Annotated in this window: 16 protein-coding genes and 1 tRNA gene; 7 read left to right on the top strand and 10 right to left on the bottom strand. The window is 70.1% G+C overall.

Features of this window, described 5'->3' with window-relative positions; all coding sequences use genetic code 11:
* Nucleotides 1–31: 31 nt before the first annotated feature.
* Nucleotides 32–1,261 (top strand): hypothetical protein, encoded by a 1,230-nt coding sequence (locus Q0C12_RS01880; RefSeq protein ID WP_290885417.1) that lies wholly within the window; start codon nt 32–34, stop codon nt 1,259–1,261.
* Between the two features lie 38 nt (nt 1,262–1,299).
* On the opposite strand, the gene Q0C12_RS01875 is transcribed toward Q0C12_RS01880, so the two are convergent.
* The 4 genes from Q0C12_RS01875 to Q0C12_RS01860 all read right to left on the bottom strand — a co-directional run bounded on the left by Q0C12_RS01875 (nt 1,300) and on the right by Q0C12_RS01860 (nt 4,292).
* The gene (locus tag Q0C12_RS01875) at nt 1,300–2,715 is read right to left on the bottom strand and encodes a M28 family peptidase (protein ID WP_290885414.1); all 1,416 of its coding nucleotides are present in this window, start codon (nt 2,713–2,715) and stop codon (nt 1,300–1,302) included.
* Nucleotides 2,716–2,776: 61 nt separating this feature from the next.
* Nucleotides 2,777–3,190, bottom strand: coding sequence for a large-conductance mechanosensitive channel protein MscL (gene mscL / locus Q0C12_RS01870; RefSeq protein WP_290885411.1), 414 nt, complete (start codon nt 3,188–3,190; stop codon nt 2,777–2,779).
* Nucleotides 3,191–3,252: 62 nt separating this feature from the next.
* Nucleotides 3,253–3,945, bottom strand: coding sequence for a fumarylacetoacetate hydrolase family protein (locus Q0C12_RS01865; protein WP_290885408.1), 693 nt, complete (start codon nt 3,943–3,945; stop codon nt 3,253–3,255).
* Nucleotides 3,946–4,025: 80 nt separating this feature from the next.
* Nucleotides 4,026–4,292 carry a hypothetical protein gene (locus Q0C12_RS01860; RefSeq protein WP_290885405.1) on the bottom strand — a complete coding sequence of 89 codons (267 nt, stop codon included), beginning with the start codon at nt 4,290–4,292 and terminating at the stop codon, nt 4,026–4,028.
* A gap of 86 nt (nt 4,293–4,378) precedes the next feature.
* Between Q0C12_RS01860 and Q0C12_RS01855 the strand changes: the two genes are divergently transcribed.
* The gene (locus Q0C12_RS01855; protein ID WP_290885537.1) at nt 4,379–4,660 is read left to right on the top strand and encodes a Rieske (2Fe-2S) protein; all 282 of its coding nucleotides are present in this window, start codon (nt 4,379–4,381) and stop codon (nt 4,658–4,660) included.
* Here Q0C12_RS01855 and Q0C12_RS01850 read toward each other — a convergent pair.
* The 4 genes from Q0C12_RS01850 to thiS all read right to left on the bottom strand — a co-directional run bounded on the left by Q0C12_RS01850 (nt 4,657) and on the right by thiS (nt 8,319).
* Complete coding sequence (locus Q0C12_RS01850) at nt 4,657–6,495, bottom strand: SLC13 family permease (RefSeq protein WP_290885402.1); 1,839 nt, start codon at nt 6,493–6,495, stop codon at nt 4,657–4,659. The two genes, Q0C12_RS01855 and Q0C12_RS01850, sit on opposite strands and share 4 nt — an antisense overlap.
* 16 nt (nt 6,496–6,511) lie before the next feature.
* Nucleotides 6,512–7,219 (bottom strand): tRNA (guanosine(46)-N7)-methyltransferase TrmB, encoded by a 708-nt coding sequence (trmB, locus tag Q0C12_RS01845; protein WP_290885399.1) that lies wholly within the window; start codon nt 7,217–7,219, stop codon nt 6,512–6,514.
* 13 nt (nt 7,220–7,232) lie between these two features.
* Complete coding sequence (locus Q0C12_RS01840) at nt 7,233–8,036, bottom strand: thiazole synthase (RefSeq protein WP_290885396.1); 804 nt, start codon at nt 8,034–8,036, stop codon at nt 7,233–7,235.
* 82 nt (nt 8,037–8,118) lie between these two features.
* A complete protein-coding gene (gene thiS, locus Q0C12_RS01835; protein WP_290885392.1) occupies nt 8,119–8,319 on the bottom strand; it encodes a sulfur carrier protein ThiS in 201 nt (66 codons plus the stop codon).
* 58 nt (nt 8,320–8,377) lie between these two features.
* Here thiS and Q0C12_RS01830 point away from each other — a divergent pair.
* The 5 genes from Q0C12_RS01830 (at nt 8,378) to Q0C12_RS01810 (ending at nt 12,100) form a co-directional block, all read left to right on the top strand.
* A tRNA-Gly gene (locus tag Q0C12_RS01830) sits at nt 8,378–8,451 on the top strand.
* Nucleotides 8,452–8,497: 46 nt separating this feature from the next.
* A complete protein-coding gene (locus Q0C12_RS01825; protein WP_290885389.1) occupies nt 8,498–8,947 on the top strand; it encodes a RimK/LysX family protein in 450 nt (149 codons plus the stop codon).
* Nucleotides 8,944–9,876: a 30S ribosomal protein S6--L-glutamate ligase gene (rimK, locus tag Q0C12_RS01820; protein ID WP_290885386.1), complete on the top strand. Its 933-nt coding sequence runs from the start codon at nt 8,944–8,946 to the stop codon at nt 9,874–9,876. Before Q0C12_RS01825 ends, rimK begins: the two co-directional genes overlap by 4 nt.
* A 261-nt stretch (nt 9,877–10,137) precedes the next feature.
* Nucleotides 10,138–10,818, top strand: a complete 681-nt coding sequence (locus Q0C12_RS01815) for a response regulator transcription factor (RefSeq protein WP_290885383.1) — start codon at nt 10,138–10,140, stop codon at nt 10,816–10,818.
* A gap of 4 nt (nt 10,819–10,822) precedes the next feature.
* Nucleotides 10,823–12,100, top strand: coding sequence for a HAMP domain-containing sensor histidine kinase (locus Q0C12_RS01810; protein WP_290885380.1), 1,278 nt, complete (start codon nt 10,823–10,825; stop codon nt 12,098–12,100).
* Nucleotides 12,101–12,234: 134 nt separating this feature from the next.
* Here Q0C12_RS01810 and Q0C12_RS01805 read toward each other — a convergent pair whose 3' ends face one another.
* Both Q0C12_RS01805 and Q0C12_RS01800 read right to left on the bottom strand, forming a co-directional pair.
* Nucleotides 12,235–13,152, bottom strand: a complete 918-nt coding sequence (locus tag Q0C12_RS01805) for a branched-chain amino acid transaminase (RefSeq protein WP_290885377.1) — start codon at nt 13,150–13,152, stop codon at nt 12,235–12,237.
* 53 nt (nt 13,153–13,205) lie between these two features.
* On the bottom strand, nt 13,206–13,796 hold the full coding sequence (locus tag Q0C12_RS01800) for a DUF4124 domain-containing protein (RefSeq protein ID WP_290885374.1): 591 nt from the start codon (nt 13,794–13,796) through the stop codon (nt 13,206–13,208).
* Nucleotides 13,797–13,806 lie beyond the last annotated feature (10 nt).

Below are 13,806 nucleotides of genomic sequence, written 5' to 3'. Positions count from 1 at the left end.
GGTTCATCAAGCTCTTGGCATACTGCCGCGCATGAAAATTCGTCTGATACTGCTGCTGTCCCTGCTCCTGTCCGTCGCCGCCGCGCCCGTCGCGGCGGCCGCGCTGGAGTACAACGTCGACTACACCGTGCAGTTCCTGCCCGCGGCGGGCGAAGCGGCGGTGACCATCCGCATTACCCCGGGCAAGGGCTCGGCGCGTCGCCTGCGCCTGCACATGCCCGAGTCGCGCTACACCAACGTGCGCGGTGACGGCGGGATCACCCGCAAGGGCGACACCGTGACCTGGGTGCCCGAGCGCGACAAGGCCTCTCGCCTGCGCTTCCGCTACCGCATCGACAACCAGCGCCGTGGCGGCGGCTATGACGCCCGCATCACCGAGGACTGGGTGATCGTTCGCGGCGACGACCTGATCCCGCGCGCGGCGGTCAGCGCCACCAAGGGTGCCGATTCGCGCGCCCGGCTGCGCTTCATCCTGCCCAAGGGCTGGAGCAACGTGGACACGCCCTTCCTGCGGGCGAACAACGGCAAATCCTTCGTGATCGTGAACCCGGAGCGCAATTTCGACCGCCCCACGGGCTGGATCATCGCCGGCGCGGTCGGCACCCGCCGCGAAGTGATCGAGGGCACCGAAATCAGCGTGGCCGGCCCGAAGGGCGACGTGATCCGCCGCAACGACATGCTGGCCTTCTTCAACTCACTGGTGCCGGAATTCAAGCGCGCTTTCGGCGAGGTGCCGCGCAAGCTGCTGATCGTCAGCGCCGGCGACCCGATGTGGCGTGGCGGCCTGTCGGGCCCGCGCTCGCTGTTCCTGCACGCCGATCGGCCGCTGATCAGCGAGAACGGCACCAGCACGCTGACCCACGAGCTCACGCACGTCATCACCCGCATCCGCGGCGCCGAGGACGATGACTGGATCGCTGAGGGCCTGGCCGAGTTCTACTCGATCGAGCTGCTGCGCCGCGCCGGCCTGCTCAGCGAGGCGCGTGCCGACAAGGCCCACGACTGGATGGCCAACCACGGCCGCGGCATCAAGTCGCTCTCGTCCAACCGCTCGCACGGCCCGCGCACCGCGCGCGCGGTGCAGCTGTTCCGGGAACTTGACGCCGAGATCCGCCAGGCCACCCGCGGCAAGCGCGACCTCGACGACCTCGTGCAGGTCCTGCTGCCCCTGCGCGAAGTCTCCCGCGAAGACCTCCGCGAACAAACCGAGAAACTCCTCGGCCGTCCCTCCCGCGTCCTCGCCACCCCGCTGCTCGACTAGGCAGCGGGCCGGCCTTTGTCTTCATCCGTGGCAAGAACTCACGGCGCGGTTTTCACCGGGACGCGGCCGAAGTCGACGGTGGTTTCCGCCGCCAGGTAAGCCAGGACGGCGTACGCCGCAACCTGCTGGTCCAGGGCTTTCGGGTCGATCTTGTCGAGGGTGTCGTTCGGGGTGTGGTGGTAGTCGAAGTAGTCGGTGCCGTCCTGGGCCAGCTGCGCCCAGGTGGCGCCCTTGGCCACGATCGGGCCGACGTCCGGGCCCGGGCCGCCAATGCCGGCCTCGGTGGCCACGCCCAGCGGCGCCAGCACTTCGCCGATCTTCTCGATCACCGGCCATGCGGCCGGGTCCACGCCCGCGCGCAGCGCATAGACCCGGCCTGCGCCGAAGTCGCTTTCTGCGCTGAGCTGGTGCGCATCGATCTCGCCCGCGGCCTCGCGCGCGTCGGCGTAAGCCTTGCCGCCGTACAGGCCCTGCTCCTCGTTGGCGTAGGCGATGACGCGGATGGTGCGGCGCGGGGCCTGCGGCAGTTCGCCGATCAGCGCGCCGGCGGCCATCGTGATGCCGACGCCGGCGCCGTCGTCGATGGCGCCCGTGCCCTGGTCCCACGAGTCGAGGTGGCCGCCGATCGTCACCACTTCGCCCGGCAGCTCGCGCCCGGTGATCTCGCCGATGACGTTGTGCGAGGTGTAGGCCTCGCGGGTTTCGGCCGAGATGTCCAGGCGCAGGCTCACCGGCTGGCCGCGGCGCAGCATGTTCACCAGCAGGTCGGCGTCGGGGTTCGACAGCGCGGCCGCGGGGATGCGAGGAACGTCGGCCACGTAGCGCATGGTGCCGGTGTGGGCGAAGCGGTCGTTGCTGGTGCCGATCGAGCGGATCACGATGGCCACGGCGCCCTTTCGCGCCGCTTCGACTGCGCCATTGCTGCGCGCGCCCACCGCCGGCCCGTAGCCGCGACCGTCCTTGAAGCGGACCATGCGGTTGGAGATGAAGGCGATCTTGCCGGCCAGGCTGCCCTCGGGCGCGGCCTTGAGCGCGTCGAGCGTGGCGAACTCCACCACCTCCGCATCCACCGGCGCGTCGCCGGTGCCGACGCTGCCGCCGAGCGCGGTGATCACCAGCGGCTGCGGGAACGGCGCCAGCACCTCGGCGCGCTCGCGGTGGCGCAGCCAGACGGGGAAGGTCACGGGCTCGAGGTAAACCTTGTCAAAACCCATGGCCTTGAACTTCGCCTCGGCCCAGCGCACGCCGCGGGCGTCGGCCTCGGTGCCGGCCAGGCGCGGGCCGACTTCGGTGGTCAAGGATTCGACCACCGACCAGGCGGTGCTGCCGGCCAGCGCTTTCTCACGAAGCGACTCGGCCACGGCGAGGTCACCCGCATCGAGCCCGGTGGCGTCGCTGGCGAGGGCGGGGCCGGCGAGCAGGGCGCAGGCTAGCAGGGTCTTGGCAAGGCGCATTCGGTGTCTCCGTCAGCAAGACGCCGGCCACGGGGGCCGGCGTCGGGGGTTGGAACGAGGCTCAGCGCTTGAGCGCGTCGCGGATCTCGGTGAGCAGCTTGACCTCGGCGCTGGGCTCGGCCGGCGCCGCGGGCGCCGCTTCCTCCTTGCGCTTGAGCGAGTTGATGACCTTCACCGCCACGAAGATCGCGACGGCGATGATCAGGAAATCGACGATGGTCTGGATGAAGGCGCCGTACTTGATCAGCACCGCCGCCACTTCGGCGCCGGCGGCGTCCACGCTGGCCGGCTTGAGCTCGTAGGCCAGGTCGCTGAAGTTGACGCCGCCGACCACGTAACCGATGGCCGGCATGATGATGTCGTTGACCAGCGAGGCGACGATCTTGCCGAAGGCGGCGCCGATCACCACGCCCACGGCGAGGTCGACCACGTTGCCGCGCATCGCGAATTCCTTGAACTCCGAAACCATGCCCATGCGTTCTCTCCCCGTTCGATGGATGGCGTTGCCGCCCCCGGAATCTACACCGGACGCGCCGCTCAGGCGATATCGCCCTCGAGCACCAGCAGGCCTTCGACCTCGGCGCGGAAATGGTCACCCGGCACCAGCGCGGCCACCCCCGCCGGCGTGCCCATGAAGACCAGGTCGCCGGCCTTGAGCGCGTAAAGCCTGGAGAGTTCGTGCAGCACTTCGGCCACCGTGAAGACCATGGTGTCGAGCGGCGCCTGCTGCCGCAGCGCGCCGTTGACCCGCAGCGACAGCGTGCGCGCGAACACGTCGCCAGCCGCCGCCACCGGCACCAGTTCGCTGGCGGGCGCGGAGTGGTCGAAGCCCTTGGCGGTGTCCCAGGGCAGGCCCTTGGCCTTGGCGTTCGCCTGCAGGTCGCGGCGCGTCAGGTCGAGGCCGACGCCGTAGCCGAACACCAGCGCCGGCGCGTCGGCCACGCTGGTTTCGCCGTCGGCGTCGCGGCCCAGCGCCACCACCAGCTCGACCTCGTGGTGCAGCTCGCGGGTGCCGGGCGGGTAGGGCACGCGGCCGCCGCCGGCAACGACGGCATCGCCGGGCTTCATGAAGAACACCGGGTTGCCCCGGTCCACCGTCGCGCCCATTTCCTTGGCGTGGTCGGCGAAGTTGCGGCCCACGCAGTAGATGCGGCGCACCGGGAACACGGCGTCGCTGCCGCGCACGGGCAGCGTGGTCGGGGCGGGAACGGGGATCACGGTGGCGGTCATGGCGCGGCTCCGGAAGGACCGGCCAAGTCTAACTTCGCGACGCGTGTGCGGACCGGGAAGGCGGTCCGGATTCCGGGGATTCAGCGCAGGCCGAGCGGCGTGCCGGTCTTGCGGACTTCGACGAACTCGCCCTCGATCACGCCGGACTCGGCGCGGGCCTTGGCGGCCGTGGGGCGCATCAGGCGGCGCACGGCCGCGAACAGCAGCATGCCCAGGCCCACCACCAGCCCGACGGCGACCAGCACCAGCAGCAGGGCCAGGCCGAGCACGCCCACCAGCAGCTTGAGCAGCGGGCTGCGGGGCTTGCTGGGGCAGTAGCTGAAGAATCGCTGGGCGCGGAAGAGCATAGGGGGCGTGGCAGAATGCTGGGAGGCGAAGTATGGCGAGGGCGGATGTGAAAAGTGTAAGCGGTTCGTTAATCCGGCTGCCCGCGCTGCCGCCCGAGGGGCTGTCGGAAACCGAGGTCGAGATCGACGGCGAGCCGCAGTCGCTGGTGCTGCGCCGCCACGGCGACGTCCTGAAGGCCTGGCTCAACGTTTGCCCGCACGCCGGCCGTCGCCTGGACTGGGCGCCGGGTCGCTTCCTGGTGGACCAGGGCCGCCTGGTTTGCGCCGCGCACGGCGCCAGCTTCGAGATGGAGCGCGGCGAGTGCGTCGCCGGCCCGTGCAAGGGCGCGTCCCTGGTCGCCGTCGCGGTAACCGTGGACGCGGCCTAGAACATCAGGTTGATCACCAGCAGCACGACAGCCAGGTAGACCAGGGTCAGCGGCGCGCCGATGCGCCACAAGTCGCGCGGGCGATAGCCGGCCGGGCCGGTCACCATCGCCAGCACCGGGTTGGACACGCTCAGGAAATTGTTCGACGCCGACAGCGCCACCACCAGCGCGAACGCGACCGGGTTGCCGCCCACCGCCAGGGCGATGTTGATCGCCATCGGCACCATCACCACGGTGGCGCCGACGTTGCCGATCACCAGGGTGAAGGCGGTGGCCAGCAGCCCGACCGCGGCCTCCAGCACCCACACCGGCACGTCCGGCCCGATGCGGTCGAGGATCACCTGGGCCACCCAGCTCGCGGCGCCGGTGGAGTCCATTGCCCAGCCCAGCGGGATCAGGCAGGCCATCAGGAACACGGTCTTCCAGCTCACCGCCGAATAGGCTTCGTCCATGTTCAGCACGCCGGCCAGCATCATCGCGGCGGCGCCGGTCATCAGCGCGATCGGCACGGGCACCAGCGTGGTCAGCGCCAGCGTCATGGCGCCGACGAACACGCCCAGCGCCCACCAGAATTTCTGCGGCCGCTGCTCGCCCTTGGGGTAGTCGGTGACGACCACGAAGTCGCGGCTCTCGCTGGCCTGCGCCAGGTCGGTCCAGATGCTATGGAATACCAGCATGTCGCCGGCCTTGAGCGGCATGCGCCGGATGTCCTCGCGCCAGACCTGGTTCTCGCGGTTGATCGCCAGCAGGCTGATGCCGAAGCGCTTGCGCAGCTGCAGCTGGGCCTGGGTCTTGCCGAGGAAGGACGAGGTGGGCGGGATCACCGCCTCGGAAATGCCCGAACGGCTGGGGTTGAACAGGTCGGCGAAGTTGCGCAGGCGCGCCGACATGCGCAGCAGGTTCTTCTGCGCATAGTCCTGGATCGCCTCGCGCGGGCCCATCACGCCCAGCACGCTGCCGACCCAGATCATCTGGTCGGCCGGCGGCGCCAGCCGCGATTCGTTGCCGCTGAGCAGCGCCAGCAGCAGGGGCGCGTCGCGCTGTGCCTCGGCTTCGCCGACCGACATGCCGACCAGCGGGCTTTCGGCGGTGACGCTGAGTTCGAACACGTCGCCCTCGATGCCGTAGGCGCTGGCGAAATAGCTCTGCGTGCGGCTGGGCGCGACGCCCTTGTCCTCGCCCTTGCCCAGCGTGCGCGGCCCGCGCCAGCGGAAGTACGCCAGGCCCACCAGCAGCAGCGCCACGCCTACCGGCAGCGGCCCGAACATCGGCAGCGGCTCGAGCGTGGCGGCGCCCGAGGGCAGGTTGCGGTTGGCGGCCACCAGCAGGTCGTTGAGCAGCATCAGCGGCGAGCTGCCGATCATGGTGAGGCCGCCGCCCATCACGATGGCGGCGCCAACCGGCAGCAGCAGGCGCGAGAGGCTGATGCCCGAGCGGCTGGACACGCGCGAGGCGACCGGCAGGAACAGCGCCATCACCGACGGGTTCTGCATGAAGCCCGAGATCACGCCGGCCATGGCCGAGGTCAGGAAGATCAGCCGCTCCTCCATGCCCTTGGACACGCGCAGCAGCCACACCGCCAGCCGGTTCAGCGCGCCGGTGCGGTCCAGGCCCGCGCCCAGGATCATGGTGGCGATCACGCTGATCACCGCGTTGCCCGAGAAGCCGTTGAACAGCTGGTTGGCCGGCACCAGCCCGGTCAGGCCCAGGGTCACCAGCACCACCAGCGCGGTTGCGTCGGCGCGGATGCGCTCGATCATGAACATGGTGATCGTGAAGCCGACCAGCCCCAGCACGAGCATCATGTCGCGGGTGAGGGTGAGGCCGGTCTCCATGCGCGTGCGTTCGCCCCTAGGTCCGGTCGTACAGCAGGTCCCAGACGCCGTGGCCGAGTTTCAGGCCGCGGGTCTCGAAGTGCGTTTGCCGCCGCCATTCGGGCCGCGGCGCGGTGCCGCGCGGGCCGGCGCGGTTGCGCAGGCGCGGCTCGGCGTCGAGCACGTCCCACATGTGCTCGGCGTAGTTCTCCCAGTCGGTGGCCAGGTGCAGCAGGCCACCGGGGCGCAGGCGATCGCAGATCAGGCCCACGAACTCCGGCTGCACCAGCCGCCGTTTGTGGTGCCGCTTCTTGTGCCAGGGGTCCGGGAAGTAAATGCGCACCTCGTCCAGCGAGGCCGGGGCAACCTCGTCGCGCAGCACTTCGACCGCGTCGTGCTGGTACACGCGCAGGTTGCGCAGGTTTTCGGCCGCGGCGGCGTTGAGCAGGCGGCCGACGCCCGGGCCGTGTACCTCGATGCCGATGAAGTCGCGGTCGGCTTCGCGGGCGGCGGCGAACAGCAGCTGTTCGCCATTGCCAAACCCGATTTCGACCACGCGCGGGGCGCGGCGGCCAAACGCCGGGTCGTAGTCGCGCGGCTCGCCGCGGTAGGGCAGGCCCAGTGCCGGCCAGTGCAGGTCGAAGGCCCGCTTCTGCGCTTCGGTCTGGCGGCCCTGGCGCAGCACGAAGCTGCGGATCGGGCGGTGCCGGGACGCGGCGTCGGCTTGGTCGGGGCTGTCGCTCATCCCGCCGCCGCCCTCAGAGGAAGTGGCCGTCGAGCGGCGAGGAGGCGTTGGCGTTGCGCTTCTTCGGGATGCGGCCGGCCAGGAAGGCCTCGCGGCCGGCCTCGACCGCCTTGCGCATGGCGCTGGCCATCAGGACCGGGTCGCGCGCGCCGGCGATCGCGGTGTTCATCAGCACGCCGTCGCAGCCCAGCTCCATCGCGATCGCCGCGTCCGACGCGGTGCCGACGCCGGCGTCCACCAGCACGGGCACCTTCGCGTTCTCGACGATCTCGAGGATGGACCAGCGGTTCTGCACGCCCAGGCCCGAGCCGATCGGTGCGGCCAGCGGCATCACCGCCACGCAGCCGATTTCCTCGAGGCGCTTGGCGATGATCGGGTCGTCGGAGGTGTAGACCATCACCTCGAAACCCTCGGCGACCAGGACCTCGGCCGCCTTGATCGTCTGCACCACGTCCGGGTAGAGCGTGCGCGGGTCGCCGAGTACCTCGAGCTTCACCAGGCGGTGGCCGTCGAGCAGCTCGCGCGCCAAGCGGCAGGTGCGCACGGCATCGTCGGCGGTGTAGCAGCCGGCGGTGTTGGGCAGCAGGGTGTAGCGGTCGGGCGGCAGCACGTCGAGCAGGTTCGGCGCGCCCGGGTCCTGGCCGATGTTGCTGCGGCGGATGGCGACGGTGACGATCTCGGCGCCGGCGGCCTCGGTGGCCAGGCGGGTCTGCTCGAAGTCGGCGAACTTGCCGGTGCCGGTGAGCAGGCGCGAGCGGTAGGTCTTGCCGGCGATCACCAGCGGATCGGCGGGGGACGGGGATTCGGGGCGATTCATGCCCGGATTATGGCCCGATTGCGGGTCCGCGTTAACCCTTTCTTAATCCCGCATTCACCGTGGGAGACGCCTGTAGGAGGGACTAGCCGCCGCCGATGGCGTGGATGATCTCCACCCGGTCGCCGTCGGCCAGCACGTGGCTGGCGTGCTGGCTGCGCGGCACGACGTCGAGGTTGACCTCGACCGCGACCTTGCGGCCGGCATAACCGGCGGCGTCGAGCAGGGCGGCGAGGGTGGTGCCCGCTTCGATGCCGCGGGGCTGGCCATTGAGCTGGATTTGCATGGCCCGGATTTTATCGCGTTGCGGGCGCCCGCGGCGGTCGCCATAATCGCCGCCAGACGCGGGTGTAGCTCAATGGTAGAGCTGTTGCTTCCCAAGCAACTGACGAGGGTTCGATTCCCTTCACCCGCTCCATCCCGGCCCCGCGCCACCCCGGCTTCCCGAGCCCCCTGGAGGACACATGCCGCACCCCGTCCCCCTGGGCTGGCGTGAGTGGCTGTCGCTGCCCGATCTCGGCATCGTTGCGGTGCGCGCCAAGGTCGACACCGGTGCGCGCTCCTCGGCCCTGCACGTGCTCGACCAGGAAACCTTCCACCGCGACGGCGCCGAGCACGTGCGCTTCCTGCTAGACGCCGGCGTGCCGGGCCAGGCGCCGCAGCCGGCGCAGGCCCGGGTGATCGACCGCCGCCGCGTCACCGACTCGGGCGGCCACGTCACCGAGCGGCCGTTCATCCTCACCCGGCTGCGCATGGCGGGGCTGGAGTGGGAGGCGGAAGTGAACCTGACACATCGCCGGAACATGCTCTTCCCCATGCTGCTGGGGCGCACCGCGCTGGCCGGCCGCTTCCTGGTCGACCCGGCCAGCTCCTTCCTGCAGGGCAACCCGCCCGAAGGCTTGATCCCGCCGTGAAACTCGCCATCCTTTCCCGCAACGCCAAGCTCTACTCGACCCAGCGCCTGGTCGACGCCGGCCGCCAGCGTGGCCACGTCGTGCGCGTACTCGACCCGCTGCGCTGCTACATGCAGATCGCGCCGGGCCAGTTCCTGATGCGCTACAAGGGCAAGCCGCTGACCGGCATCGACGCGGTGATCCCGCGCATCGGCGCCTCGGTGACGCGCTACGGCAGCGCGGTGCTGCGCCAGTTCGAGCTGATGGGCACCTACACGCCCAACGGCTCCGACGCCATCCTGCGCGCGCGCGACAAGCTGCGCTGCCACCAGATGCTGGCCGGCGAAGGCCTGGGCCTGCCTCTCACCGTGTTCGGCGACAATCCCGACGACACCACCGACCTGCTGGGCATGCTCGGCAAGCCGCCGCACGTGATCAAGCTCAACGAAGGCACCCAGGGCGCCGGCGTGATCCTGGCCGAAAACGCCGCCGCTTCGCGCAGCGTGGTCGAGGCCTTCCGCGGGCTGTACGCGAATTTCCTGGTGCAGGAGTTCATCGCCGAGGCCAAGGGCGCCGACCTGCGCTGCTTCGTGGTTGGCGACCAGGTGGTGGCGGCCATGCGGCGCCAGGCGGGGGATGGCGAGTTCCGCTCCAACCTGCACCGGGGCGGCAAGGCCAGCCCGGTCAGGCTCAGCGAGGATGAGATCGCCACCGCCCTGCGCGCGGCCCGTGTCATGGGGCTCGGCGTTGCAGGCGTGGATCTTCTGCGCTCGAAAAGGGGTCCATTGGTGCTGGAAGTGAACTCCAGCCCCGGTTTGGAGGGCATCGAGGGCGCCACGGGCGTGGATGTGGCGGGGGCGATCGTCGATTTCGTGGCCGCCGGGGTCCGGCCCCGGCCCAAGGCCCCGCGGAAGTCCCCGGCCAAGGGCCGAAAATTAACCAAAGCCTGAGCCGGATTTAACGACTCTTTAATGCCTACCGGCCTAGCCTTGCGAGGCCGGTAAGCCTGCTGGGAACTCCTCGTCAGACGCACCATCCAAGGATTACGGCAATCGGGGCAGTAGCAACCTTTCGGCCCGGGCTGGCGCCATCTGAGCGTCCCCGGGCCTTTTTCTTTCCGCGATTTGGAATGCCCGGCGCGTCTGGCAGAATCGACCCCGGCCCCTCCCGTCGAGCGCATAAGGGCCGCCTGCCCTTGAAGAAGTGAATGCATGCGAATCCTGGTGGTCGAGGACAACCGTGACATCGCCGCGAACCTGGGGGATTACCTCGAGGACCGCGGCCACACCGTCGACTACGCCGCCGATGGCGTGACCGGCCTGCACCTGGCCGTGGTCAACGACTTCGACGCGATCGTCCTCGACCTGAACCTGCCGGGCATGGACGGCCTGGAGGTCTGCCGCAAGCTGCGCCAGGAAGGCCGCAAGCAGACGCCGGTGCTGATGCTCACCGCGCGCGATTCGCTCGACAACAAGCTCGAGGGCTTCGATTCCGGCGCCGACGACTACCTGGTCAAGCCCTTCGCGCTGCAGGAAGTGGAGGCGCGCCTGGCCGTGCTGGCCCGCCGCGGCAAGGCCGCGCAGCCGCGCGTCCTGCAGGTGGCCGACCTCGAGTACAACCTCGATACGCTCGAGGTGCGCCGCGGCGGCAAGCTGCTGCAGCTCAACCCCACGGCGCTCAAGATCCTGCAGTCGCTGATGGAGGCCTCGCCTTCGGTGGTGACGCGCCAGGAGCTCGAGACCCGGGTCTGGGGCGAGGAGCTGCCGGACAGCGACTCGCTGCGCGTCCACATCCACGGCCTGCGCGCCGCGGTGGACAAACCCTTCGACAAGGCGCTGGTGCAGACGCGCCACGGCATCGGCTACCGGATCGCCGACCCCGAAGCAGGCTGACCGCATGCGCTACCGGCGTAGGCTTCGCAGCCGGATCATCCTGTCCTTCTTCCTGTTCGGCTTCGGGCTGACGGCGCTGTTTGCCGCGGCCACGGTGCTGCTGCGCGAACGGCTCGAGGACCAGCTGATCGGCGAGGCGCTGTTCCAGAACGTGCAGGATTTCGCCGAGCAGTACGACCCCGAGGGCAGCGGCGGCATCCCGTTCGAGAAGATCAGCGGCAGCGTGTTCAGCGCCCGACGTTTCGGCAACGTGCCCTTCAACTGGCGCGACCTGCCCGATGGCGTGCACGAGATCACCGACCGCGACGCGAACGGCCGCGCGCGAACCTACAAGCTGGCGGTGAAGAAGGAGGCCGAGTACTGGTTCTTCCTGCGCTACGACATCGCCCAGGAGCGGGCCAGCCAGCAGCAGCTGTCCTACGCGCTGGTGGGCGTGGTGTTCCTGTTCTCGCTGCTGTCGCTGGTGATTGGCTTCTGGTCTTCCTCGCGCGTGATCAGTCCGCTGACCGAACTGGCGCGGCGCATGCGCGGCATGGCCGGCAGCGAGCGGCCCGACAAGCTGGCGCCGCACTTCGCCAACGACGAGGTCGGGCAGCTGGCGGCGGTGCTGGACGACTACGCCGAGCAGATGACCTCGCTGGTCAAGCGCGACCGCGAGTTCAACTCCGACGTCAGCCACGAGCTGCGCACGCCGCTGGCGGTGATCCGCGGCGCCACCGAGCTGCTGCTGGCCAACCCCGACCTGCCCGAGAAGACCCGCCAGCGCCTGCAGCGGATCGAGCGCGCGGCGGTGCAGAGCACCGACCTCACCACGGCGCTGCTGCTGCTCTCGCGCAACGAGCGCGGCGTCGGCCACACCCTGCTGCTCAGGCTCTGCGAACAGCTGGCCGAGGCCAGCCGCACGCAGCTGGGCGGCAAGCCGGTGGACGTGGTGGTGGAGGGCGACCCGTGGGCGGCGGTGGAGGCGCCCGAGGCGGTGCTGTCGGTGGCGCTGGGCAACCTGATCGGCAACGCCTGCAAGTACACCAACGAAGGCGAGGTGCGCATCATCGTCGAGGCCGACCAGGTGCGCATCGAGGACACCGGCCCGGGCCTGAGCGAGGAGGACGCCGCGCGCCTGTTCGAACGCGGCTACCGCGGCTCCGGCGCCGGCGGCACGGTGGGCGGCGGCATCGGCCTCTCCATCGTCCGCCGCCTGTGCGAACTCTACGACTGGCAGGTGTCGATTGCCCCGCGGCCGGAGCAGGGCGCGGTGGCGGTGTTGAGGTTTGTGGCAGGCTGAGCTCGGAGCCGGGAAGCAGTAGAAAGGAACTAATGAAGAGGAACTAGGAACTAGTACGGGCGGCTTGTCACTGGTTCCTAGTTCCTCTTCACTAGTTCCTCTCTCCTAGCTCTTGGTCGTATTCCAATCTGCAATCAAACGTACTCCAGCCAACCGTGATCATCCGCCGTGCGGCCATCGAACAGCCCGAAATACAGGTCCTGCACGCGGCGCGTCACCGGCCCCGGCTTGCCGGTGCCGACCTGGCGGCCGTCCACCGAGCGGATCGGGGTGATCTCGGCGGCAGTGCCGCACATGAATAGCTCGTCGCACAGGTAGAGGTATTCGCGCGGGATGTCGCGCTCGATGACCTCGATGCCGCGGGCCTTGGCCAGGGTGATGATGGTGTTGCGGGTGATGCCATTGAGCAGGGCGGCGCTGACCGGCGTGGTGTGCAGGGCGCCGTCCATCACCAGGAACAGGTTCTCGCCGGCGCCTTCGCTGAGCAGGCCGGTGGAGGCGAGCGCAATGCCCTCGCCGAAGCCGAGGCGGCGCGCCTCGCGCGCGACCAGCTGGCCGCTGAGGTAGTTGCCGCCGGCCTTCGCACCCGCGGGGATGGTGTTGGGCGCGAAGCGCTGCCAGCTCGAGACGCAGGCGTCGATGCCGGCTTCCAGCACGTCGGGGCCCAGGTACGGGCCCATGTGCCAGGCCGCGATGGCGAGGTCGGTGGGCGTGTCGGCCGACAGGCCGAAACCGCCGAGGCCGCGGTAGGCGATCGGGCGCAGGTAGGCGCGCTCGAGCTGGTTCGCGGTAATGACGTCGCGGCAAGCCTGGGCCAGCGTGGGCACGTCGTAGGGCATGGCCATGTCGTAGATCTTGGCCGAGGCGTACAGGCGCTTGAGGTGATCGGTGAGGCGGAAGATCGCCTGGCCTTTCGGCGTGGCATAGCTGCGGATGCCCTCGAACACCGACGAGCCGTAGTGCAGGCCGTGCGCCATGACGTGCACGGTGGCCTCGGCCCAGGGCTTGATGCGGCCGTTGTGCCAGATGTGTTCGGGGTACTGCATCGCCATGGCGGACTCCTGCGGGAAGGCGCGCAGTTTATCCGTTCAGGCCCGGGTCCGCGTCAGAGCGACAGCCACCAGCAGCCGACGTTTCGGTGCAGCTGGAACCGGGTGCTGCGGCTGCCGGCATCGCGGTCGCCGGCCATTTGCTGCACGTCCAGGGCGATCGGGCGGGGGGCGGCAGGCGCGGGGCCCGGGTCTGCGGCGGGCGCCGGTTCCTCCTCCGGAGCAGCGTCGGGGCCGAACTCCCGCTGCGGCTCAAAGGGCGCCGGTCTGGCCGGGTAGGCCAGCTCCACCGCGACCAGGGGCCGGTTCGCGATTTCCTCGAGGGCGTCCATCACGCCGCGGGCGCTGCTCGTGCCGGGCCAGTGGTAGAAGCTGGCGAGGCGGTTCACGTCGCGGGCCTCGAGCGCCGTGCGTACGCCCTGCAGCAGGGCCTCGGCGGTGCGGGCGCAGCCGCGGGGTGCAAAGCCGGGGGCATAGGCGCCGGGCGTCGGCGCGGGCTGGCCCTTGGGCACGGCGTCCACGCTGGCGCAGCTGCGGTCGGTGAACACGGTGTTGCCTTGCGCGTCAGTGCAGCGCTTCACGCCCTGGGCCGCGGCAGGCGCGGGCAGGGCGAGGGCGAACAGCAAGGCGGGCAACAGGCGGCGCATGGCCGAAGCC

Source organism: Arenimonas sp., from assembly GCF_022842045.1.
Classification (GTDB): Bacteria; Pseudomonadota; Gammaproteobacteria; order Xanthomonadales; family Xanthomonadaceae; genus Arenimonas.
This window is presented reverse-complemented; position numbering and strand designations above follow the sequence as displayed.

Bases quoted from the DNA above. Each gene is read 5' to 3' on its own strand.
- Q0C12_RS01880 (WP_290885417.1), top strand. From the start codon at position 32: ATGAAAATTCGTCTGATACTGCTGCTGTCCCTGCTCCTGTCCGTCGCC.
- Q0C12_RS01875 (WP_290885414.1), bottom strand. From the start codon at position 2,715: ATGCGCCTTGCCAAGACCCTGCTAGCCTGCGCCCTGCTCGCCGGCCCC.
- mscL (WP_290885411.1), bottom strand. From the start codon at position 3,190: ATGGGCATGGTTTCGGAGTTCAAGGAATTCGCGATGCGCGGCAACGTG.
- Q0C12_RS01865 (WP_290885408.1), bottom strand. From the start codon at position 3,945: ATGACCGCCACCGTGATCCCCGTTCCCGCCCCGACCACGCTGCCCGTG.
- Q0C12_RS01860 (WP_290885405.1), bottom strand. From the start codon at position 4,292: ATGCTCTTCCGCGCCCAGCGATTCTTCAGCTACTGCCCCAGCAAGCCC.
- Q0C12_RS01850 (WP_290885402.1), bottom strand. From the start codon at position 6,495: ATGGAGACCGGCCTCACCCTCACCCGCGACATGATGCTCGTGCTGGGG.
- trmB (WP_290885399.1), bottom strand. From the start codon at position 7,219: ATGAGCGACAGCCCCGACCAAGCCGACGCCGCGTCCCGGCACCGCCCG.
- Q0C12_RS01840 (WP_290885396.1), bottom strand. From the start codon at position 8,036: ATGAATCGCCCCGAATCCCCGTCCCCCGCCGATCCGCTGGTGATCGCC.
- thiS (WP_290885392.1), bottom strand. From the start codon at position 8,319: ATGCAAATCCAGCTCAATGGCCAGCCCCGCGGCATCGAAGCGGGCACC.
- Q0C12_RS01825 (WP_290885389.1), top strand. From the start codon at position 8,498: ATGCCGCACCCCGTCCCCCTGGGCTGGCGTGAGTGGCTGTCGCTGCCC.
- Q0C12_RS01815 (WP_290885383.1), top strand. From the start codon at position 10,138: ATGCGAATCCTGGTGGTCGAGGACAACCGTGACATCGCCGCGAACCTG.
- Q0C12_RS01810 (WP_290885380.1), top strand. From the start codon at position 10,823: ATGCGCTACCGGCGTAGGCTTCGCAGCCGGATCATCCTGTCCTTCTTC.
- Q0C12_RS01805 (WP_290885377.1), bottom strand. From the start codon at position 13,152: ATGGCGATGCAGTACCCCGAACACATCTGGCACAACGGCCGCATCAAG.
- Q0C12_RS01800 (WP_290885374.1), bottom strand. From the start codon at position 13,796: ATGCGCCGCCTGTTGCCCGCCTTGCTGTTCGCCCTCGCCCTGCCCGCG.